20 protein-coding genes are annotated in these 20,262 nt (G+C 67.0%); 8 read left to right on the forward strand and 12 right to left on the reverse strand.

Going from position 1 to position 20,262, the window contains the following annotated elements; translation table 11 throughout:
* The first annotated feature begins 44 nt into the window (after positions 1-44).
* A complete protein-coding gene (locus tag AC07YH_RS11205) occupies positions 45-554 on the forward strand; it encodes a L,D-transpeptidase family protein (protein ID WP_494747063.1) in 510 nt (169 codons plus the stop codon).
* On the opposite strand, the gene AC07YH_RS11210 is transcribed toward AC07YH_RS11205, so the two are convergent.
* A complete protein-coding gene (locus tag AC07YH_RS11210; protein ID WP_494747064.1) occupies positions 551-1,204 on the reverse strand; it encodes a YggS family pyridoxal phosphate-dependent enzyme in 654 nt (217 codons plus the stop codon). The two genes, AC07YH_RS11205 and AC07YH_RS11210, sit on opposite strands and share 4 nt — an antisense overlap.
* 32 nt (positions 1,205-1,236) lie before the next feature.
* On the opposite strand from AC07YH_RS11210, the gene AC07YH_RS11215 reads away from it, so the two are divergent.
* Positions 1,237-1,842, forward strand: coding sequence for a thiamine phosphate synthase (locus AC07YH_RS11215; RefSeq protein WP_494747106.1), 606 nt, complete (start codon positions 1,237-1,239; stop codon positions 1,840-1,842).
* On the opposite strand, the gene AC07YH_RS11220 is transcribed toward AC07YH_RS11215, so the two are convergent.
* Positions 1,839-2,249: an NtrZ family periplasmic regulatory protein gene (locus tag AC07YH_RS11220; protein ID WP_199743570.1), complete on the reverse strand. Its 411-nt coding sequence runs from the start codon at positions 2,247-2,249 to the stop codon at positions 1,839-1,841. The two genes, AC07YH_RS11215 and AC07YH_RS11220, sit on opposite strands and share 4 nt — an antisense overlap.
* Positions 2,250-2,502: 253 nt before the next feature.
* Here AC07YH_RS11220 and AC07YH_RS11225 point away from each other — a divergent pair, with 253 nt between their 5' ends.
* The 4 genes from AC07YH_RS11225 to holA all read left to right on the forward strand — a co-directional run bounded on the left by AC07YH_RS11225 (position 2,503) and on the right by holA (position 7,331).
* Positions 2,503-3,030, forward strand: a complete 528-nt coding sequence (locus tag AC07YH_RS11225) for a DUF3576 domain-containing protein (protein ID WP_494747065.1) — start codon at positions 2,503-2,505, stop codon at positions 3,028-3,030.
* A gap of 140 nt (positions 3,031-3,170) precedes the next feature.
* A complete protein-coding gene (gene leuS, locus AC07YH_RS11230; RefSeq protein ID WP_494747066.1) occupies positions 3,171-5,756 on the forward strand; it encodes a leucine--tRNA ligase in 2,586 nt (861 codons plus the stop codon).
* A 5-nt stretch (positions 5,757-5,761) separates the two neighbouring features.
* Entirely contained in the window at positions 5,762-6,271 is a 510-nt protein-coding gene (lptE, locus tag AC07YH_RS11235) for an LPS assembly lipoprotein LptE (protein ID WP_494747067.1), read from the forward strand.
* Positions 6,272-6,278: 7 nt separating this feature from the next.
* Positions 6,279-7,331 carry a DNA polymerase III subunit delta gene (gene holA, locus AC07YH_RS11240; protein WP_494747068.1) on the forward strand — a complete coding sequence of 351 codons (1,053 nt, stop codon included), beginning with the start codon at positions 6,279-6,281 and terminating at the stop codon, positions 7,329-7,331.
* Between the two features lie 218 nt (positions 7,332-7,549).
* On the opposite strand, the gene AC07YH_RS11245 is transcribed toward holA, so the two are convergent.
* From AC07YH_RS11245 to AC07YH_RS11270, 6 genes are all read right to left on the reverse strand, one after another.
* Positions 7,550-8,461, reverse strand: coding sequence for a ParB/RepB/Spo0J family partition protein (locus tag AC07YH_RS11245; protein ID WP_494747069.1), 912 nt, complete (start codon positions 8,459-8,461; stop codon positions 7,550-7,552).
* 41 nt (positions 8,462-8,502) lie between these two features.
* Positions 8,503-9,306, reverse strand: a complete 804-nt coding sequence (locus AC07YH_RS11250; protein WP_494747070.1) for a ParA family protein — start codon at positions 9,304-9,306, stop codon at positions 8,503-8,505.
* On the reverse strand, positions 9,296-9,934 hold the full coding sequence (rsmG, locus tag AC07YH_RS11255; RefSeq protein ID WP_494747071.1) for a 16S rRNA (guanine(527)-N(7))-methyltransferase RsmG: 639 nt from the start codon (positions 9,932-9,934) through the stop codon (positions 9,296-9,298). Before rsmG ends, AC07YH_RS11250 begins: the two co-directional genes overlap by 11 nt.
* A 16-nt stretch (positions 9,935-9,950) precedes the next feature.
* Entirely contained in the window at positions 9,951-11,807 is a 1,857-nt protein-coding gene (gene mnmG, locus AC07YH_RS11260) for a tRNA uridine-5-carboxymethylaminomethyl(34) synthesis enzyme MnmG (protein ID WP_494747072.1), read from the reverse strand.
* 182 nt (positions 11,808-11,989) lie between these two features.
* Positions 11,990-13,330: a tRNA uridine-5-carboxymethylaminomethyl(34) synthesis GTPase MnmE gene (gene mnmE, locus AC07YH_RS11265; RefSeq protein WP_494747073.1), complete on the reverse strand. Its 1,341-nt coding sequence runs from the start codon at positions 13,328-13,330 to the stop codon at positions 11,990-11,992.
* 4 nt (positions 13,331-13,334) lie between these two features.
* The gene (locus AC07YH_RS11270; protein ID WP_494620026.1) at positions 13,335-13,580 is read right to left on the reverse strand and encodes a DUF6489 family protein; all 246 of its coding nucleotides are present in this window, start codon (positions 13,578-13,580) and stop codon (positions 13,335-13,337) included.
* 126 nt (positions 13,581-13,706) lie between these two features.
* On the opposite strand from AC07YH_RS11270, the gene AC07YH_RS11275 reads away from it, so the two are divergent.
* Positions 13,707-14,414, forward strand: a complete 708-nt coding sequence (locus AC07YH_RS11275) for a dienelactone hydrolase family protein (protein ID WP_494747074.1) — start codon at positions 13,707-13,709, stop codon at positions 14,412-14,414.
* Positions 14,414-15,379 carry a quinone oxidoreductase family protein gene (locus tag AC07YH_RS11280; RefSeq protein ID WP_494747075.1) on the forward strand — a complete coding sequence of 322 codons (966 nt, stop codon included), beginning with the start codon at positions 14,414-14,416 and terminating at the stop codon, positions 15,377-15,379. Before AC07YH_RS11275 ends, AC07YH_RS11280 begins: the two co-directional genes overlap by 1 nt.
* Positions 15,380-15,578: 199 nt before the next feature.
* Here the strand turns inward: AC07YH_RS11280 and rho are convergent, their stop codons facing one another.
* The 4 genes from rho to hemE form a co-directional block, all read right to left on the reverse strand.
* A complete protein-coding gene (gene rho / locus AC07YH_RS11285; protein WP_494747076.1) occupies positions 15,579-17,012 on the reverse strand; it encodes a transcription termination factor Rho in 1,434 nt (477 codons plus the stop codon).
* Positions 17,013-17,392: 380 nt separating this feature from the next.
* Positions 17,393-17,860 (reverse strand): CopD family protein, encoded by a 468-nt coding sequence (locus tag AC07YH_RS11290; protein ID WP_494747077.1) that lies wholly within the window; start codon positions 17,858-17,860, stop codon positions 17,393-17,395.
* Positions 17,857-18,885: a ferrochelatase gene (hemH, locus tag AC07YH_RS11295; protein ID WP_494747078.1), complete on the reverse strand. Its 1,029-nt coding sequence runs from the start codon at positions 18,883-18,885 to the stop codon at positions 17,857-17,859. The genes AC07YH_RS11290 and hemH overlap by 4 nt, the downstream gene beginning before the upstream one ends.
* Complete coding sequence (gene hemE, locus AC07YH_RS11300) at positions 18,885-19,928, reverse strand: uroporphyrinogen decarboxylase (protein WP_494747079.1); 1,044 nt, start codon at positions 19,926-19,928, stop codon at positions 18,885-18,887. Before hemE ends, hemH begins: the two co-directional genes overlap by 1 nt.
* Between the last annotated feature and the right edge of the window lie 334 nt (positions 19,929-20,262).

A 20,262-nucleotide genomic window follows, 5' to 3' on the forward strand; every position in this document is an offset into this window, starting at 1 on the left:
GGGACAACCCCGAGCGGGACCTTAAGTCCGGGAGTAGACAATAGATGCTGTTCCGAGCCCATGCCGACGGCCGTTTCGAGTTGAACGGACAGATCCTGCGCTGCGCGATCGGCAAGGCCGGCGCGATCGCCGCCGCCGACAAGCGCGAGGGCGACAACAAGAGCCCGACCGGGACCTGGGTGATGCGCGAGGTCTGGTACCGGCCGGATGTCTACAAGGGTGGCCCGAAGACCGCCCTGCCCCTTCACGCCACCCGGCCCGACGACGGCTGGTGCGACGCCCCGAGCGATCCGAACTACAACCGCCCCGTCCTGCTGCCCTATCCGGCCAGCGCCGAGCGGATGTGGCGCGACGACAACGTCTACGACCTGGTGGTGATCCTGGGCCACAACGACCGCCCGCCCGTGCCCGGCATGGGCTCGGCGATCTTCATGCACCTGGCGCGGGAGGGTTATCCGGGCACCGAGGGCTGCGTGGCCCTGGCGCGGCCTGACCTGGAAGCGCTTCTGGCGATCGCCCAGCCCGGCGACGCGGTCGAGATCGTGGCCGACTAGGTGTAGTGGCGGCTGCCGAACAGCGCCGAACCCACCCGCACCGAGGTCGCGCCCTGCGCGATCGCCACTTCGAAATCGTCGCTCATGCCCATCGACAGCTTCTCGACGCCGTTGCGCTCGGCGATGGCCCGCAAGGCCGCGAAGTGCGGAGCGGGATCGGCGTCGACGGGCGGGATGCACATCAGGCCCTCTACCGTCAGGCCATAGGTCTCCCGGCAGGCGGCGATGAAGGCGTCGGCTTCGGCGGGGGCGATCCCGGCCTTCTGGTCCTCTTCGCCAATATTGACCTGGACGTAGAGGCGCGGGGCCTTGCCGGCTCGCTGGACCTCCTCGGCCAGCACGCGGGCCAGCTTCTCGCGATCCAGCGTCTCGATGACGTCGAAGAAGGCCACGGCCTCGCGGGCCTTGTTGGTCTGCAGCGGGCCGATCAGACGCAGCTCCAGACCCTCGCGGCGCGGGCCCCAACGCTCCATCGCCTCCTGCACGCGGTTCTCGCCATATACTTTCTGTCCCGCGTCCAGCACGGGCGCGATATGCTCCCAGGGCTGGGTCTTGGACACCGCCACCAGGGTCACCGCGCCCGCCGGACGCCCGGCGCGCAGCTCGGCGGCGGCGATACGGGCTTGGATTTCGGCGAGGGCTTGCGACATTGAGGGACGCCTTGGACGGGGACGTGAGCGAATTGCAGGCCCTGTCTAGTGCGGCCAGCGCCTTTCCGCCAAGGACCGCGCGCGGCCGGACCCTGCCCGGCCTGCTGTTCTTCACCGATCCGCAGCGCGTCCCGAACCCCGAGGCCGTCGCCGAACGCCTGCCGGCCGGCGCGGGCGTCGTCTATCGGGCCTTCGACACCGAGGACGCGGTCGAGCGTGGCTTCCGTCTGCGGACGATCGCCACCGAACGTGGCCTGCTGCTGCTGGTCGGGGCCGATCGCCGCTTGGCCGACGACATCAACGCCGACGGCCTGCACATGCCCCAACGGCTTTCGGCCGAAATCCCTCGCCTGCGCGCAGAGCACGACCGCTGGCTGATCACCGTCGCGGCCCACGATTTCGCCGCCCTCAAGGCCGCCGAGCACGCGCAGGCCGACGCCGTCGTGATCTCGCCGGTCTTCCCCAGCAACAGCCCGTCGGGCGGCGAGCCTTTGGGCGTGGACGGCTTGAAAAGCTTGGTGGGAGCGACCGCACTGCCGGTCTACGCGCTGGGTGGCATACGCGCGCGCACGGTCTCGCTGCTGGAAGGCAGCGGCATCATCGGGATAGCGGCCGTAGAGGCGCTGGCCGAAGATTAGAACTTGAAAGCGGTCTCGAGGCGGACGCGCGGGGCCGGGTCGGGCTGCTGGGCCTTGCGGGCGGCCAGGGCCGGGTTGGATTCACCCAGGCTGACGGCGCCGCCGACGCGGATCGACGGGGTCACCTTGAAATAGGCGCCGGCCTGGACGTCCTGCATTTCCATTTCGCGGCTCGAAGGCTGGTCGAGGTCCAGCTTCAGGCCCCAGCGGCCCTTCTTGGCGTCCCAACGCAGGGTGCGCTTGTCATCCTGCGGATATTGGACGCCGGCGGCGGCGCTGGTGAAGTCATTCTTGACCGAGAAATCAGGCGTGACGGCATGCGGCTTGGCCTGGGCGAACGCCATCGACGCCGATCCCGTCAGGATCAGCGCGGCAGTCCCCGCCAAAAAGAAACGCGTCGCGGTCATCACCACTCGCCGCCTATACTCAGTTGTCCCCACTCGTTCCATATAGGCACGAGCCCCTTACATTGCGATTAAAGGCTGGACCGGAACGCGGTCAACCTCGCTTAGGTCGCACCCCACGCCAAAATGGGCGATTCAATCGAGTCCTGTTGCGACGAGGTCACGCGATTCCTGTTTTGAGGCGGCGCAGCCATGCTATAGACCGGCTCCCGGCCGCGGGGGCGCGCCAGGGTGCGCGCTAGCGCCCGAAAGATATTTGGAGCGAGGTACTATGGCGTTTGAACGTGGGTCCGTGATGCGCGGCGTCGCCGCAGGCGTCCTGGCTCTGTCGATGCTGGGCATGACCGCATGCGCCAGCAACAAGCCCCCGAAGACGTTCACCACCCAAAGCGACGAGCCGGGCCTGAACCCGTTCAAGCGCTTCGGCCGTGGCAATAAGGCTCCGACCTCGGAAGGTTCGATCGGCGTCAACGGCTATCTGTGGCGCGCCAGCCTGGACACCCTGGCCTTCATGCCGCTGGCCTCGGCCGACCCGTACGGCGGCGTGATCATCACCGACTGGTACGTGAACCCGGAAACCCCGGCCGAGCGCTTCAAGGCCACGGTCTACATCCTGGACACCCGCCTGCGCGCCGACGGCCTGAATGTCACGGTGTTCAAGCAGTCCAAGGACGTCAACGGCGCCTGGGTCGATGCTCCGGTCGCCGACCAGACCGCCACCGACCTGGAAAACGCGATCCTGACCCGCGCGCGTCAGCTTCGACTTTCGAACATCAAGGGCTAAGGCCCTTCGGAGGGTTCTCGCTGAGACCGGCGAGAACCCTTCAGACTTCCTATTTCTCTGCGCGCTCCGGCCGCGAAACCGCTTATCGTTGATGCGGTCGCCTTCGGGGCGCGTTCCTGCATCTAGACACCTGGTTTCCGATGGCCCGCTACAATCCCAAAGACACCGAGCCCAAGTGGCGTGAAGCCTGGGCGAAGGCCGACGTCTTCAAGACCGGCGAGATCAACGACGGCCGTCCGAAATACTACGTGCTCGAGATGTTCCCGTATCCGTCGGGCCGCATCCACATGGGCCACGTGCGCAACTACGCCATGGGCGACGTCGTGGCCCGCTACAAGCGCGCCCAGGGCTTCAACGTCCTGCACCCGATGGGCTGGGACGCCTTCGGCATGCCCGCGGAGAACGCGGCCATGGAGCGCGGCGTCCACCCCAAGGGCTGGACCTACGACAACATCGCCGCCATGCGCGAGCAGCTGAAATCGCTGGGCATTTCGGTCGACTGGTCGCGCGAGTTCGCCACCTGCGACCCGGAATATTACGGCAAGCAGCAGGCCTGGTTCCTGCGCCTGCTGAAGTCCGGCCTGGTCTATCGCAAGGAAGCCTCGGTCAACTGGGACCCGGTCGACATGACCGTTCTGGCCAACGAGCAGGTCATCGACGGCAAGGGCTGGCGCTCGGGCGCGACCGTGGAGAAGCGCAAGCTGACCCAGTGGTTCCTGCGCATCACCCAATATGCCGACGACCTGATCGAAGGCCTGAAGACCCTGGACCGCTGGCCCGACAAGGTTCGCCTGATGCAGGAGAACTGGATCGGCCGCAGCAAGGGCCTGCGCTTCAAGTTCGCCTTCGAGGGTGAGGCCCCCGATGGCATGGCCGACGGGCTGGAGGTCTACACCACCCGTCCCGACACCCTGTTCGGCGCCAGCTTCGTCGGCATCGCGCCCGAGCATCCTCTGGCCGAACGTCTGGGTATCGAGAACCCCGAGGTCCAGCAGTTCATCGCCGACTGCCGCAAGGGCGGCACCTCGGAAGCCGAGATCGAGAGCGCGGAAAAGCTGGGCTACGACACCGGCCTGCGCGTTCAGCACCCGCTGGACCCGTCGATCACCCTGCCCGTCTGGATCGCCAACTTCATCCTGATGGACTACGGCACCGGCGCGATCTTCGCCTGCCCGGCCCACGACCAGCGCGACCTGGACTTCGCCCGCAAGTACGACCTGCCGGTGCTGCCGGTGGTGCTGCCGAACGGCGAGGACGCCGCGACCTTCACGGTCGGCAAGGAGGCCTATGTCGGCCCCGGCAAGATCTACAATTCGGAATTCCTGGACGGCCTGGACATCGAGGCCGCCAAGGCCGAGGCCGTGGCCCGCATCGAAGCGGCCGGCCAGGGCCAGGGCGCGACCGTCTATCGCCTGCGCGACTGGGGCGTCTCGCGCCAGCGCTACTGGGGCTGCCCGATCCCGGTCATCCACTGCGAGGCCTGCGGCGTCGTGCCGGTGCCGGAAGACCAGCTGCCGGTCGCCCTGCCCGACGACGTCACCTTCGACAAGCCGGGCAATCCGCTGCTGCGCCATCCGACCTGGCGTCACACCAGCTGCCCGTCGTGCGGCGGCAAGGCCGAGCGTGAGACCGACACGCTGGATACGTTCATCGACTCCAGCTGGTACTTCGCCCGCTTCGCCGACCCGACCGCCGACGAGCCGGTCGGCAAGGAAGCAGCCGACTACTGGATGGCCGTCGACCAGTATATCGGCGGCGTCGAGCACGCGATCCTGCACCTGCTGTACGCGCGCTTCATCACCCGCGCCCTGAAGGACGAGAACCTGTTGTCGGTCGAGGAGCCGTTCGCGGGCCTGTTCACGCAAGGCATGGTCACCCACGAGGCCTACAAGAACGAGGCCGGTGAGTGGGTCGAGCCGTCGGACATCCGCATCACCGTCGAGGGCAACACCCGCTCGGCCGTGCACGCCAAGACCGGCGCGCCGATCATCATCGGCGACATCGAGAAGATGTCGAAGTCCAAGAAGAACGTCGTCGCCCCCGAGGACATCTTCGAGGCCTACGGCGTCGACAGCGCCCGCCTGTTCGTCATGAGCGACAGCCCGCCCGAGCGTGACGTCCAGTGGACCAATTCGGGCGTCGAAGGCTCGTGGCGCTTCACCCACCGCCTGTGGAACGAGTTCGACAGCCAGCCGGCCGGCGACTTCGCCCATGACGCGGCGGACGAAGCCGCCGTGACCCTGCGCAAGTCGGCTCACAAGCTGATCGGCTTCGTCACCGACAGCATCGAGGGCTTCCGCTTCAACAGCGGCGTGGCGCGCCTGTACGAGTTCCTGAACGCCCTGAAGGCCGCACCGGCCGAGGGCGCGTCGCAAGGCGTGCTGGCGGCCCGCAAGGAAGCCCTGAACATCCTGGCGCGCCTGGTCGCCCCGTTCACGCCCCACCTGGCCGAGGAGGCCTGGGCCTCGATCGGCGGCGAAGGCATGGTCGTCAACGCGCCCTGGCCCAAGGCCGACCCGGCCCTGGCCGCGGACGACGAGCGCGTCCTGCCGATCCAGATCAACGGCAAGCGTCGCGGCGAGATCAAGGTCAAGGCCGGCGCGCCCGAAGCCGAGGTCGAGAAAATCGCTCTGGCGGATCCCAACGTCCTGGCCCACCTTGAGGGCGTCACGGTCCGCAAGGTGATCGTGGTCAAGGACCGCATCGTCAACATCGTCGCGAACTGAGATCGATGAAACGCACCCTGCTCGCCGGCGTACTGGCCCTCTCCACCCTCGCCCTCTCGGCCTGCGCCGGCTTCACGCCGCTGTATGGCCGTCCGGGCGTCGAGGGCGGCCTCTCCAGCATCGAGACCATCCCCGACGAGGGCCGGGGCGGTTACCTGCTGCGCGAGCAGCTGGACGACTATCTGGGCCACAAGCAGGGCGATCCCAGCGCCTACAAGCTGTACTTCTCGGTCAAGGAAATCCGCTTTGCCCGCGGCGTGCGCCTCGACAACGTCGCCAACCGCTACGAACTGCGGATGAGCGTCGACTGGCGCCTGCTGGACGCCAAGAACGGCGCCGAGGCCACCAAGGGCAAGACCGAGGTGTCGGTGACCTACGACTCGGCCGACCAGCCCTACGCGGCCATCGCGGCCCAGAACGACGGCCAGGAACGGGCGGCGGCGGAAGCCGCGCGCAAGATCCAGCTCGAACTGGCCACCTGGCTGGCGGCCGGCAAGAAGAAGCCGGTGGCCTAGTCCGACAATGATCCTCTCCAAGCGTCCGGACGTCGAACGCTTCCTGCGGGAGCCGACCCCGGACATCCGGGCCGTGGTCCTCTACGGCAAGGACCGGGGCGTGGTGCGCGATCGCGCCAACGCCCTGGCCAAGCGCGTGGTCGAGCGCCCGGACGATCCCTTCGACACCGCCATGCTGACCGACGGCGACCTGGACGCCGATCCGGCCAAGCTGGAGGACGAGCTGTCGGCCATGTCGCTGATGGGCGGCCGCCGCCTGGTGCGACTGCGCCTGAACGGCGAGAAGGCCGGTCCCGACAAGCAGGCCGCCGAGGCCCTGACCCGCCATGTCGAGGGCCAGCTGAACCCCGACGCCTTCTTCCTGGTCGAGGCCGGGGCCCTGGGCCGCGAGTCCCAGCTGCGCAAGGTTGGCGAGAAGGCCAATGGCTGCGCCGTCATCCCCTGCTACGAGGACGAAGCCGGCGACCTGGCCCGCCTGGCCCGCGACACCCTGGCCAATGACAAGGTCAGCCTGAACGGCGAGGCCCTGGACCTCTTCGTCTCGCGCCTGCCCAAGGAGCGCGGCGTGGCCCGCGCCGAGATCGAACGCCTGGCTCTCTACCTCGGCCCGGGCAGCGGCATCACCGCCACCGCCGCCGACCTGACGGATTTCCTCGGCGTCGAGCCCGAGGCCTCGCTCAGCGACGCCGCCGCCGACGCCTTTGGCGGCAAGGCCGGTCTCGCCCAGCAAGCCCTCCGCCGCGCCGCCGCCGAGGGCGAAGGCGGTCCGGCCGCTGTCCGGGCCATCGGCTACTATCTGGGCCGTCTGCGCCGCGTCCTGACCCTGCACAAGAACGGCGTCGACCTGCAGGCCGCCGCCAAGGCCTCCGGCGTCTTCTGGAAGCAGGAGCGCGAATTCCTGCGCCAGGCCCGCGCCTGGAACCTGGAAGCGATCCTCGAGATTCAGGGCGAGGTCCTCAACGCCGACCGCGCCTGCAAGACCTCCGGCTCCCCCGACCAGCTGATCGCCGAGCGCCTGGCGCTGATGATCGCGGGTCGCGCGCGACGGTTGGGGCTGTAGGGCTCAAAACCCCCGAAAACCGGCCCTTTGCGCGCCTGTGGACGACTTTCAAGAAAGCCTTATGCGAGAAGGGTTTGCGGCGGAAATCGCTGTGGAGCGCCCTCCTCTCACGAAAACGGCGCCTCCCGGAGTACGGAAAGGCGCCGTTCGGTGCGCGACAGAGGCGATTTTGGAGACCCCAGAAATCCGCTCATTCGCACGGTTTTAGGTGCAGACGATCAGACCCCGCGCGTCAGCCGGTTGCAGAGGTCGTCGAGCTGCTCGAGCGTCGCATAGGTGATGGTCAGGGTTCCGGTCGAGCCGCGATGGTCGATCGAGACGTCGAGGCCCAGGACCGACGACAGGTCGGCTTCAAGCGCCTGGGTGTCGGTATCCTTCACGCGCGGCGGACGGCCGCCCTTGTTCTTGGCCGGCGACGAGGACGGCGCCTTGCGGGCCAGAGCCTCGGTTTCGCGAACCGACAGGCCGCCGTCGATGATCTGCTTGGCCAGGGCCACCGGGTCGGCGGCGGCGGCGATGGCGCGGGCATGACCGGCCGACAGCTCGCCGCTGACCAGGTAGGACTGCACCTCGTCCGGTAGGGCCAGCAGGCGCATGGTGTTGGCGACGTGGCTACGGCTCTTGCCGATGGTCTGGGCGATCGCTTCCTGGGTGCGCTCGAACTTCTCCATCAGCACCTTGTAGGAGAGCGCCTCTTCCAGGACGTTCAGGTCGGCGCGCTGGACGTTCTCGATGATGCCGATTTCCAGCACCGCCAGGTCGTCCAGCTCGCGGACCATGATCGGCACGCTGCGCAGGCCGGCGCGCTGGGCCGCGCGCCAGCGGCGTTCGCCGGCGACGATCTGGTATTCGCCGGGCGAACCGGGCGCGGGACGCACCAGGATCGGCTGCAGGACGCCCTTCTCGCGGATCGAGTTGGACAGGTCCTCCAGGTCCTCCTCACGGAAGGTGCGGCGCGGCTGGTCGGGATTGCGCTTCAGGATCTCGATCGGCGCTTCGCGCGAGCCGGGGGCGTTGTCGCCCGGCGCCTGGGCCGGCGCGTTCTCGACCTCGCCCAGCAGGGCGGACAGACCCCGACCCAGACCACGACGCCCCTCGGAACCACTCGCCTCAGCCACTACGGACTCCATCTTCTTCTCGTTCTAGTTCGGATCGATATGCGGAAAAGTGCTTAGGCCGCCTGGGCCTGGCGATCGCGCTCGCGGCTGATCACCTCACGGGCCAGCTTCAGGTAGGCCTGGCTGCCGGCGCACTTCAGGTCATACAGCAGCACGGGCTTGCCGAACGACGGCGCCTCCGAGACGCGGACGTTACGCGGGATGACCGCGTCATAGACCTTGTCGCCGAAGTATTCCCGGACGTCGCGGGCCACCTGCTCGGACAAGCTGTTGCGGCGGTCGTACATGGTCAGCACCACGCCCTGGATTTCCAGGCGCGGATTGAGGCTGCCGCGGATGCGCTCGATGGTCCGCATCAGCTGAGTCAGGCCTTCCAGGGCGAAGAACTCGCACTGCAGCGGCACGAACACCGCGTCGGCGGCGGTCATGGCGTTGACGGTCAGCACGTTCAGCGACGGCGGGCAGTCGATCAGCACATAGGTGTAGGGGCCGTTGGCGCGGATGCTCTCCAGCGCGTCGCGCAGGCGGTAGGACCGGCGGGCGGTCTGACCCAGTTCGATCTCGACGCCCGACAGGTCGGCGTCAGCCGGTATGACGTCCAGGCCGGGCAGTTCGGTCTTCACGGCGGCGTCCACCACCGGCGACTCGCCCATCAGCACGTCATAGAGCGTGGTGCGGCGCTGGATGCGGGTGATGCCCAGGCCCGTAGAGCAGTTGCCCTGCGGGTCGGCGTCGATCAGCAGCACGCGTTCGCCGCAGGCCGCCAGGGCGGTGCCCAGGTTGATGGCGGTCGTGGTCTTGCCGACGCCGCCCTTCTGGTTGGCGATGGCCAGGACGCGGAGAGGATTAGCGGACACGGGAAAGCCTCTTCACTTGAACGATGCGGCCACGGGGGTCGCTTTGGCTGGGGAGCAGATCGCTGCCGAACGCCCAGACCTTCTTGGCCTCGGTCAGCTCGGTGGCGACATCCTGGCCCTTGAGGAAAAGGCCGGTCGCGCCGCGATGCAGATAGGGTTCGGCGAAGCCCAGCAGCTTGGTCATCGGGGCGCAGGCGCGCGCGGTGACGACATCGACCTTCAGCTTCAACTCTTCGGCCCGGACGTTGTGGATCTCGGCGGGCAGATCCAGCGCCTTGACCGCAACCTCGAGGAAGCGACAGCGCTTGGCCATGCTCTCGACGAGGTGAACCTTGGCCCCGTCCTGACCCTTCAGAAGTATGGCCAGCACGACCCCGGGCAGACCGGCGCCAGCGCCGAGGTCGGCCCAGGTCTTGGCCTCGGGAGCGAGGGCCAGCAGTTGGCTGCTGTCCAGCGCGTGGCGGGTCCAGTAGGTGGCGATGGTCAGCGGGCCGACGAGGTTCATGACCTCGTTCCATTCGGCCAGCAGCTCCTGGAAGCGCGTCAGGTCAGCCATCTGGGCGTCGGAGACGCCGGTAAGGGCTTGGTAACCAGATGCGTCGAGCGCGGGGGATTCAGTCGTCCCCATCTCTTTTTGGGAAGCTTCAGGCTGCACGGCTGCGCCTCACATGGGCCAGCAGCGCGGTCAGCGCCCCAGGGGTGACGCCCTCGATACGGGCGGCCTGGCCCAGGGTCATCGGGCGCACGCGGGCCAGCTTCTCGCGGACTTCGTTCGAGAGGCTGCCGATGTCGGCATAGTCGAGATCGGCCGGCAGGCGCAGGTCCTCGTCCTTGCGCAGGCTCTCGGCGTCGGCGCGCTGGCGGTCGAGATAGCCGGCATAGGCCGCCTCGATCTCGATCTGCTCGCGGACGTCGGTGTTCCACGTGAAAACCTCGGGCCACACGGCGCCGAGATTGTCGAGGGTCACGTCGGGATAGGCCAGCATGGCGAACAGGTCCCGGCGAACGCCATCGCTGTTGACCTTGAACCCGGCCTTCACCGCCTCGTTCGGCGTCAGGGTTACCGAGCGGGCGAAGGCGCGGGCTGCTGCCAGGCGCGCCTTCTTCTCGGACCAGGCCGTAGCGCGGCGCTCGCTGACCACGCCCAGTTCGATCCCGCGATCGGTCAGGCGCTGGTCGGCATTGTCGGCACGCAGGGTCAGGCGGAACTCGGCCCGGCTGGTGAACATCCGATAGGGCTCGGTGACGCCCCGGGTGACCAGGTCGTCGATCATCACCCCGATATAGGCCTCGTCGCGCGCGAAGACGGCGGGCTCCCTGCCCTGCACCGCCAGCGCAGCGTTCAGGCCGGCGACCAAGCCCTGGGCCCCCGCCTCTTCATAGCCGGTCGTACCATTGATCTGGCCGGCCAGGTACAGGCCCGGCAGGCGCTTGGTCTCCAGCGTGGCGTACAGCTCGCGCGGATCGACATAGTCATATTCGATCGCATAGCCGTAGCGCTTGACCTCCACGGCCTCCAGGCCGGGGATCGTGCGCAGGAACAACAGCTGGGTCTCTTCCGAGACCGAGGTGGAAATGCCGTTCGGATAGACCGTGGTGTCGTCCAGGCCTTCCGGCTCCAGAAACACCTGGTGGCTGGTCTTGTCGGCGAAGCGGACGACCTTGTCCTCGATCGACGGGCAATAGCGCGGCCCGATCCCCGTGGCGCGACCGCCATAGACCAGCGACTCAGTCAGCCGGTCGGCGATGATCTGGTGGGTCTCGGCGGTCGTGAAGGTGATCCCGCAGGCGATCTGCGGGGTGTCGATCTTGTCGTTCAGGAACGAGAACGGCACGGGCTCGTCGTCGCCGGGCTGCATCTCCAGCCGGTCCCAGGCGATGGTCGAACCGTCCAGACGCGCGGGCGTACCGGTCTTCAGGCGACCCATCTGGAAGTCGAGACCGTACAGGCGATCGGCCAAACCGATCGACGGCTGGTCGCCGACGCGGCCGGCCGGGATCCGGGTCTCGCCCAGATGGATGACGCCCTTCAGGAAGGTGCCGGTGGTGAGGATTACACGTGAAGCCTGGTACGACCGCCCTTCCCCGTCGACGGCGCCAGCCACCTTACCGTCCTCGACGATCAGGTCCTCGGCGGCGGCGGCGATGATGTCGAGGTTTGCCGTGACGGCCAGCTCGGCCTGCATCGCCTCGCGATAGAGCTTGCGGTCGATCTGGGCGCGCGGGCCGCGGACGGCCGGGCCCTTGGAGCGGTTCAGCATCCGGAACTGGATGCCGCCCTTGTCGGCCATGCGGCCCATGACGCCATCCAGGGCGTCGATCTCACGGACCAGATGGCCCTTGCCCAGGCCGCCAATGGCCGGGTTGCAGGACATCTCGCCGATGGTCTCAAGCTTGTGGGTCAGCAGCAGGGTGCGCGCGCCCGTGCGCGCCGAGGCGGCCGCCGCCTCGCAGCCGGCGTGACCGCCGCCGATGACAATGACATCCCAGGAGTTGGACAAAAGACTCGCCTCAATGCGAACGCCCCCGAGGCTACTGCGGGGGCGTTGGACTCGACATATACGCCAATCAGGCGAGGCGGTCGATGTGACTCAAAGGCGTTTCACGTGAAACACCCCCACCCCAGCTGTGAGCGCCCAGTGGATACTGTGGGGATAATATAGGGGACGTTCCACGTGGAACATCACTTGCCGATGCAGAAGGTCGAAAAGACGCGGCCCAGCACGTCCTCCGGATCGACCCGGCCGGTGATCTTCTCCAAGGCGCGGGCGGCGAGACGAACATCCTCGGCGGCCAGCTCGACCTCCAGGCCCACTTCCGACAGCGCCCGGACGAGATAACCTTGGGCTTCATTCAGACGCTCAGCGTGACGCAGTCGGGTCGCCGCCGGGAACTCGGCGCCAGACAGCGCGTCGGCGACATGATCCGAAAGCGACTGCCTCAGATCGCTGACCCCGGCCTCGGATTTCGCGGAGAGACGCAGAATCTTAAGCCCCTCACCCGCCCACTGCGCCTCGGCCCTACCCAGCGCGTCGGCATCGGCGATGTCGGCCTTATTCAGCACCAGCCAGTCGCCAGGTCGAACGGCCTCTTCAAGCTTCACCGTATGTTTCACGTGAAACCCATCGACGACCCAAAGCCTTAGGTCAGCTTCTTCAGCCCAGGCCCGCGCGCGGCGGACACCCTCGGCTTCGATCGCATCGGCCGTTTCGCGGATCCCGGCCGTATCGGCGATTAGAACCTTGTAGCCGCCGAGCACCAGCGGGACCTCAATAACATCCCGGGTAGTGCCAGGTGTGTCCGTGACGATCGCCGCCTCGCGCTCGACGAGGCCATTGAGCAAGGTGCTCTTGCCAGCATTCGGCGCGCCAACCAGGGCGATGCGGAAGCCGTCGCGTACGCGGCGTCCACGGGAAACATCGGCCAGGGCTGCGTCGAGCTCGGCGCTCAGAGTACGCAGCGCAGGACGCGCCCGCTCGGCCACCTCCTCCGGCAAGTCCTCATCAGGGAAGTCGACAGCCGCTTCCAGCATGGCCAGCGAATGAAGCAGCAGATCGCGCCAGCGGTCGTAACGCTGGCTCAGCGCCCCGCCGACCTGGCCGAGGGCCTGCTTACGCTGGGCCTCGGTCTCGGCGTCGATCAGGTCGGCGACCCCCTCGGCCTGGGCCAAGTCCAACTTGCCGTTCTCGAAGGCGCGGCGGGTGAACTCGCCGGGCTCGGCCAGGCGCAGACCCAGGTCCGACAGCGCCGCCAGCAGCGCCTCGACCACGGCCCGGCCGCCATGCACGTGAAACTCGGCGCTGTCCTCGCCGGTATAGCTGGCCGGTCCTTCGAAGCGCAGGACCAGGGCCTCGTCCAGATCGACGCCGTCGTGGCGCAGGGTCCGCAGCGCGGCCATCCGGGCCTTTGGCGGTTTCCCCGTGAGGGCCTCGACCACCCGCAAGGTCGCCGGACCCGAGACGCGCACCACGGCCACAGCCGCGCGCCCGGCCGCCGTGGCCGGGGCGAAGATCGTATCGCTCATCGGGTTAGTCGCGCTTCCCAGCCGCCGCGCCGGCCGCCGCCGTCATCAGCTTGCGGAACTGCTCCTGGGCGCCCGTGCCGAACGCCATCCAGTTCTTCATCAGCTCCTCGGGCGCCAGCATGGCCATGTTGGCGTCCATGCGGTTCTGCATCTCTTTGACCAGATGGTCGTTCAAAGCGCTGACGTCCGGCAGGCCGAGGAAGGCGCGCGCCTCCACCGGGGTGCAATCGATCTCAATGGTCATTTTCATGTGGGAGGTTCCCTTCGGTCAGGGCACGATATTGTTATGGGCCAAGCCCCGTCGGCGCAGGTTAGAGCGCTTTGGTCGAAAGTCACATCGGTCCTCGCCGAGGGCCCTTACGGACGGAGTATCCCGATGAGTGAGACCCTTACGATCACCACGCCCGATGGTGACTTCTCGGCCTATGTCGCGCGACCCCAAGGGGCTAGCGAGGCGGATAACGCCCCGGCCATCGTGGTGATCCAGGAGATCTTCGGCGTCAACAAGGTGATGCGCGACATCGCCGACGGCCTGGCCTCGCAAGGCTATGTGGCGATCGTGCCCGACCTGTTCTGGCGGATCGAGCCGGGCATCGACATCACCGACCAGTCCGAAGCCGAGTGGAAGCGCGCCTTCGAACTGTTCAACGCGTTCGACGTGGACGCCGGCGTCGGCGACATCGCCGCCACGATCACGGCCGCGCGCGAGCTGTCGGGCGTCAACGGCAAGGTCGGGGCGGTCGGCTATTGCCTGGGCGGCCTGCTGGCCTTCCTGACCGCGACCCGCACCGACGTCGACGCCAGCGTCTCCTACTACGGCGTCGGTCTCGAGAAGCACGTGAACGAGGCCGAGAAGCTGACCCATCCGCTGCTGATGCACATCGCCGAGAAGGACCAGTTCGTCCCGCCGGAAGCCCGTCAGCTGATCCTCTCCGCCCTCAAGGACCACCCGCAGATCGAGCTTCACACCTACGCCGATCGCGACCACGCCTTCGCGCGCGAGGGCGGCGCGCACTATGACGCCGCCGACGCCGCCAAGGCCAACGGCCGCAGCCTGACCTTCTTCCAGAAGGCGCTGGGCTGATGCTGGCGATCCAGTTTTCCCGCACCGGCGGGCCCGAGGTCCTCGAGGCCGTCCAGGTGGACGCCCCCTCCCCGGCAGCCGGCCAGATCCTGGTTCGGCACCAGGCCGTTGGGCTGAACTATATCGACACCTATCACCGCTCAGGCCTGTACCCCCTGAAGCTCCCCTCTGGGATCGGACTGGAAGCCGCTGGCGTAGTCGAGGCCATCGGCGAGGGCGTCACCCGGTTCCAGATCGGTGACCGCGTGGCCTACAATGGGACCATGGGCGCCTATAGCGAAGCGGCGGTCGTCCCGGCCGAGCGCGCGGTGAAGGTTCCCGAGGGCGTCAGCCTGGAGATCGCGGCCGCCGTCCTGCTCAAGGGCATGACCGCCGAGTTCCTGGTTCGCCGGTGTTTCCACGTGAAACAGGGCGACCTCGTCCTGGTCCACGCGGCGGCCGGCGGTGTCGGCCAAATCCTGGTGCAGTGGTGCAAGGCCTTGGGCGCGACGGTCATCGCCACCGCCGGCGGTGAGGCCAAGCTGGCCCTCGCCCGTCAGCTCGGTGCGGACCACGCCATCGACTACGGCCACGAAGACGTCGCCGCCCGGGTCGCCGAGATCACCGGCGGCAAGGGCGTGGCGGTTGTCTACGACGGGGTCGGCAAGGACACCTGGGACGCCAGCTTCAAGAGCCTGGCCAAGCGCGGTGTACTGGTCACCTTCGGCAACGCCTCGGGTCCGGTCCCGGCCTTCGCGCCGCTAGAGCTGTCGGGCAAGTCGCTGTTCGTCACCCGCCCGCGCCTGTTCGACTACATCGGCACGACCGAGGAACTGGACGAGAGCGCCGAGGCCCTGTTCGCCGTCCTGGGCTCGGGCGCGGTGAAGATCGACATCGGCCAGACCTTCCCGCTGGCGGAGGCGCGCGCGGCGCATGAAGCGCTGGAGGGTCGCCGTACGACCGGCGCCACCCTGCTGATTCCATGATGAGTAGGGCTGGTCACACCAAGTAGATGCTCCCCTTTTGGGGGAGCTGTCGCGGAGCGACTGAGGGGGCCATCTCGGCATAGGCCGCGCTGCCCCCTCCGGCCCTCCGGGCCACCTCCCCCAGAGAGGGAGGATCGAACAAAAAAGGCCCCGGGTAGAACCGGGGCCTTTCTCGTATCTGCGGTGAGTCCGCTTGGACTCAGGTGTTCATCGACTGGAAGAAGTCGCCGTTGGTCTTCGACTGGCGCAGCTTGTCCAGCAGGAACTCGATGGCGTCCGAGGCGCCCATCGGGTTGAGGATGCGGCGCAGGACGTAGGTCTTCTGCAGCTGGTCGCGCGGCGTGATGAGCTCTTCCTTGCGGGTGCCCGACTTGAGCACGTCGATGGCCGGGAAGATGCGCTTGTCCGCGACCTTGCGGTCCAGGACGATTTCCGAGTTACCGGTGCCCTTGAACTCTTCGAAGATCACTTCGTCCATGCGGCTGCCGGTGTCGATCAGGGCCGTAGCGATGATCGAGAGCGAACCACCCTCTTCCACATTACGCGCCGCGCCGAAGAAGCGCTTCGGGCGCTGCAGGGCGTTGGCGTCGACACCGCCGGTCAGCACCTTGCCCGACGACGGGACGGTGGTGTTGTAGGCGCGGCCCAGACGGGTGACCGAGTCCAGCAGGATGACGACGTCGCGCTTGTGCTCGACCAGGCGCTTGGCCTTTTCGATGACCATCTCGGCCACCTGGACGTGACGGGTCGCCGGCTCGTCGAAGGTCGAGGCGATGACCTCGCCCTTCACCGTGCGCTGCATGTCGGTGACTTCTTCCGGGCGCTCGTCGATCAGCAGGACGATCAGGTAGCACTCGGGGTGGTTGGTCTCGATCGACTTGGCGATGTTCTGCAGCATGACCGTCTTACCCACGCGCGGCGGGGCGACGATCAGGCAGCGCTGGCCCTTGCCGAGCGGCGCGACGATGTCGATGACGCGGCCCGAGCGATCCTTGATGGTCGGATCGGGCAGTTCCATGTTCAGGCGCTCGTCGGGATAGAGCGGCGTCAGGTTGTCGAAGTGGACCTTGTGGCGGACGTTGTCCGGGCTCTCGAAATTGATCTTCGAGACATTGGTCAGGGCGAAGTAGCGCTCGCCTTCACGCGGCGAGCGGATGGCGCCGTCGACGCTGTCGCCGGTGCGCAGGCCATACTTCCGGATCTGCGAGGGCGAGACGTAGATGTCGTCCGGACCCGGCAGGTAGTTGGCTTCCGGCGAGCGCAGGAAGCCGAAGCCGTCCTGCACCACTTCCATGGTGCCCGAGCCCGAGATCTCCACGCCTTCTTCGGCGAGGGTCTTCAGGATCGCGAACATCATGTCCTGCTTGCGCATGGAGTTGGCGTTCTCGACCTCGAAGGTCTCGGCGAACGCCAGCAGGTCGGCCGGGGATTTCTCCTTCAGCTCCTGCAGGGACATGGACTTCAGGCCCAGGGCCGCGACGGCCTCGGCGATGCCCGAGCCGTCGTCTTCGCCTTCGGCGTCAGCTTCCGCATCGGCGGCAGCGGCTTCGACCGTGGTGTCGATATCGACAGTGGTCTCTTCGGTGGTCGCTTCTTCGGCGGCCGGGATTTCGTTTTCGGTTTCTTCGGTCATGACAAGACTCAAGGAGGGGCGCGGACCCCAAGACGGAGTCCGGCCGGTAGAACTTTGAAAGTCATGCTGGCCAAACCCGTAGGGCAGACCAGCATGCGCGTCGATTGGCGATGACGCGGTCGCTTGGGGGACAGACCTTGGAGCGGATGGCTCGCAGGGCGCGCCAGGACGGGCGCCGGTCCGTGAAGAGGTAGGTTCGCAGATAGCGAACCTTCTGGATGCAAACCACGCGGGGCGCGGCCGGTCAAGCGGCAGGACCGAAACCCTCGTCCTTCGACAAGCTCAGGATGAGGGTTTCTAGTGCGAGGTCCTACCCGCATTCCTCACCCTGAGCCTGTCCCCCGGGTCCGACCAAGGTCGGCCCGAGGATAAACTCCAGGTCAGTGGTTCAGGAACTTCGTCGTCACCGAGATGACGATGACGATCGCCAGCACGAACGGGATTTCGTTGGTGATCCGCCAGAACTTCTCCGAGCGGACATTCTCGCCGCGTTCGAACTTCTTGCGCGAGGCCGACAGGAAGCCGTGCCAGCCATAGAGGCCGACCAGGGCGATCAGCTTGGTGACCATCCAGGGCTGAGCGAGAAAGCTCCAGCCGCGGATGGCGCTATCGGCCAGGATCAGGCCGAGGCCGAACACCGCCGTCGCGATCGAGGCGGGATTGATGATCCCGCGCAGCAGCCGGCGCTCCATGACCTTGAAGGTCTCGTCCATCTCCGAACCCGGCGTAGCCTTGGTGTGATAGACGAACAGGCGCGGCAGGTAGAGCATCCCGGCCATGAAGGCGATGACCGACAGAATGTGCAGCCCGCGCACGACGTTGAAGTGGGCGACCAGGAAATCGATCACGCCGGGTGTTCCTCATTGCAGGGGCAGGTTTCAGGCCCGCGCCAATCGCCGCCGGGGATGACCCCGCCGGTGGCCAGGGCCTTGCCCACCATGGCGGCCAGGCCGGCGATGAACTCCGGCGCGACGCCCAGGGCCGGCACGCGGATGTAGGGGGCGACCCCCTGCTCTTTCGCCAGTTCGGCGTATTCGTGATCCAACTCGACCAGGGTCTCGACATGCTCGGACACGAAGGCGATCGGGGTGACGATCACGCCCTTGCCGTCGACGCCGGCCCGGCGGATCTCGTCGTCGGTCGAGGGACCGATCCACTTCATCGGCCCGACCCGGCTCTGGTAGCAGACGGTCCAGTCCAGACCCGCCGGCAGCTTGGCGGCGACCGCCGCGGCCGTGGCCTCGACCTGCTTCTGGTAGGGGTCCCCGGCCAGGATCACCTTTTCGGGCAAACCATGGGCCGAGAATAGCAGGCGCACGTTCGCCGGCGAACCGGCCTTCTCCCAGGTCTCGCGGATCAGCCGGGCGTGGGCCTCGACCAGGCCGGCCTCGTCCGGATAGCAGCACACCGTCGTCTGACGACCACCGCCTTTGTAGGTCTCGCGCCAAGCCTTCAGCGACGAAGCGGTCGTGGTCGCCGAATACTGCGGATAGAGCGGCAGCAGTACGACTTCATCCGGTGCGAATGCACTGACCTTCTTGGCCGTCTCGCCGGTCAGCGGGTTCCAGTAGCGCATGGCGATGAAGCACTTGGCCTCGACATCCGGCAGCGCCTTGGCCAGCTCGGCTTCCAGCGCCCGCGCCTGCTTTTCCGTCTCCGGCAGCAACGGCGAGCCGCCGCCCATGATCGCGTAGTTGGCCTTGGCCATCTTCTCGCGGGTCGTGGCGATCAGGGCCGCGATCGGATAGCGGGCGATCGCCGGCAGGCCGATGATGGCTGGATCACGGAACAGGTTGAACAGGAACGGCCGCACCGCGCGCGGACCATCCGGCCCGCCGAGATTGAACAGGACGACGGCGAGCTTCCTGGCCACTAGCCGCCGACCTTCTGGCCGGTCACCCGCTCGAGGACGAGTTCGACATTGGCGATCGGCGTGTCGGGCAGGATGCCGTGACCCAGGTTGAAGATGTAGGGGCCCTGGTTCCACTGTTCCAGCAGCTGGTCGACGCGGCGAAGGAGTTCATCGCCACCGGCCCGCAGCAGCAGCGGATCAAGCGCGCCCTGGATGGTCTTGGTCTTCTGGATCGATTGGCCCAGCTTCGCCGAAGCCGAGGTGTCCAGCGCCACGCCCTGCACCGGGACCTTGGTCGCGTAGTCCTCGACCAGCGTCCCGGCCCCGCGTGGGAAGCCGATGATCGGGACCGTCACGCCGCGCGCCCGCAGGCCCTCGATGATCTTGATGTGCGGCTGGGTGACCAGGCGGTCGAACAGCGGCTCGGACAGGCCCTCGGCCCAGCTTTCGAACAGCTTCAGGGCCTGGGCGCCGGCGTCGACCTGCATGGCCAGGTAGTCGATCGTCGAGTCGACCAGCACCTGGATCAGGGCGTCCAGCTTCTCGGCGTTCTGGTAAGCGTAGGTCCGCGCGCCGCTGCGATCGCTGGAGCCGCCTTCGATCATGTAGGTCGCCACCGTCCACGGCGCGCCGGCGAAGCCGATCAGGGCCTTCGAAGGATCGAGCGCCGATCGAACCCGGGTCAGCGTCTCCCCGACGAGCTTGAGGGCCTCGCCCGCATTCCCGGCCTTGTCGGCCATGGACTCGATCGACGGCATTTCGCCCAGCTTCGGACCTTCGCCGGCCTCGAACCAGACCTTCTGGCCCAGGGCGCCGGGGATCAGCAGGATATCAGCGAAGACGATCGAGGCGTCGTAGGGGAACCGACGCATGGGCTGCAGGGTGACTTCCGCCGCCTTTTCCGGATCGAAGCAGAAGCTGATGAAGTCCGGCGCCGTGGCGCGCACCGCGCGATACTCGGGCAGATACCGGCCTGCCTGACGCATGAACCAGATCGGCGGGTTCGCGTGGTGCTCTCCGGCGAGCGTTGAGAGAAATTTAGGAGTCTGGGTGGGAGACGTCATGGCTCGGGTTAAAGCCCGGCGAGCGTCCCGGCTCAAGTCCGTAAGCTCCCTAAGGTCTTTCTATCATTTCTTAATAAGAAATTAAGATGAATGGAGGGGGTTGGAGGGCAACTGCATAGTGGGGAAAACGCCTGACGGGCGAGTGACTCGCACAGCTGATCCGCCTTTTCCCCCAGGCCTTCCCACATGTGATTAAGAGTCTGTTAATCATGTGGACAGGCTTGCAGGGCCTTGAAGGTCTTAATGAAATCTTAATTCGCCGCGCCGGGACAAAGACCCTTCACGGGACTCTTTCCCAGGCCTTGGACAGCTGGGATTCACGCTTCGGGGGATG

Source organism: Caulobacter sp. GW456-12-1-14-TSB4, assembly GCF_059424195.1.

Bases quoted from the DNA above. Each gene is read 5' to 3' on its own strand.
- AC07YH_RS11205 (WP_494747063.1), top strand. From the start codon at position 45: ATGCTGTTCCGAGCCCATGCCGACGGCCGTTTCGAGTTGAACGGACAG.
- AC07YH_RS11210 (WP_494747064.1), bottom strand. From the start codon at position 1,204: ATGTCGCAAGCCCTCGCCGAAATCCAAGCCCGTATCGCCGCCGCCGAG.
- AC07YH_RS11220 (WP_199743570.1), bottom strand. From the start codon at position 2,249: ATGACCGCGACGCGTTTCTTTTTGGCGGGGACTGCCGCGCTGATCCTG.
- leuS (WP_494747066.1), top strand. From the start codon at position 3,171: ATGGCCCGCTACAATCCCAAAGACACCGAGCCCAAGTGGCGTGAAGCC.
- lptE (WP_494747067.1), top strand. From the start codon at position 5,762: ATGAAACGCACCCTGCTCGCCGGCGTACTGGCCCTCTCCACCCTCGCC.
- holA (WP_494747068.1), top strand. From the start codon at position 6,279: ATGATCCTCTCCAAGCGTCCGGACGTCGAACGCTTCCTGCGGGAGCCG.
- AC07YH_RS11245 (WP_494747069.1), bottom strand. From the start codon at position 8,461: ATGGAGTCCGTAGTGGCTGAGGCGAGTGGTTCCGAGGGGCGTCGTGGT.
- rsmG (WP_494747071.1), bottom strand. From the start codon at position 9,934: ATGGGGACGACTGAATCCCCCGCGCTCGACGCATCTGGTTACCAAGCC.
- mnmE (WP_494747073.1), bottom strand. From the start codon at position 13,330: ATGAGCGATACGATCTTCGCCCCGGCCACGGCGGCCGGGCGCGCGGCT.
- AC07YH_RS11270 (WP_494620026.1), bottom strand. From the start codon at position 13,580: ATGAAAATGACCATTGAGATCGATTGCACCCCGGTGGAGGCGCGCGCC.
- AC07YH_RS11275 (WP_494747074.1), top strand. From the start codon at position 13,707: ATGAGTGAGACCCTTACGATCACCACGCCCGATGGTGACTTCTCGGCC.
- AC07YH_RS11280 (WP_494747075.1), top strand. From the start codon at position 14,414: ATGCTGGCGATCCAGTTTTCCCGCACCGGCGGGCCCGAGGTCCTCGAG.
- rho (WP_494747076.1), bottom strand. From the start codon at position 17,012: ATGACCGAAGAAACCGAAAACGAAATCCCGGCCGCCGAAGAAGCGACC.
- hemE (WP_494747079.1), bottom strand. From the start codon at position 19,928: ATGACGTCTCCCACCCAGACTCCTAAATTTCTCTCAACGCTCGCCGGA.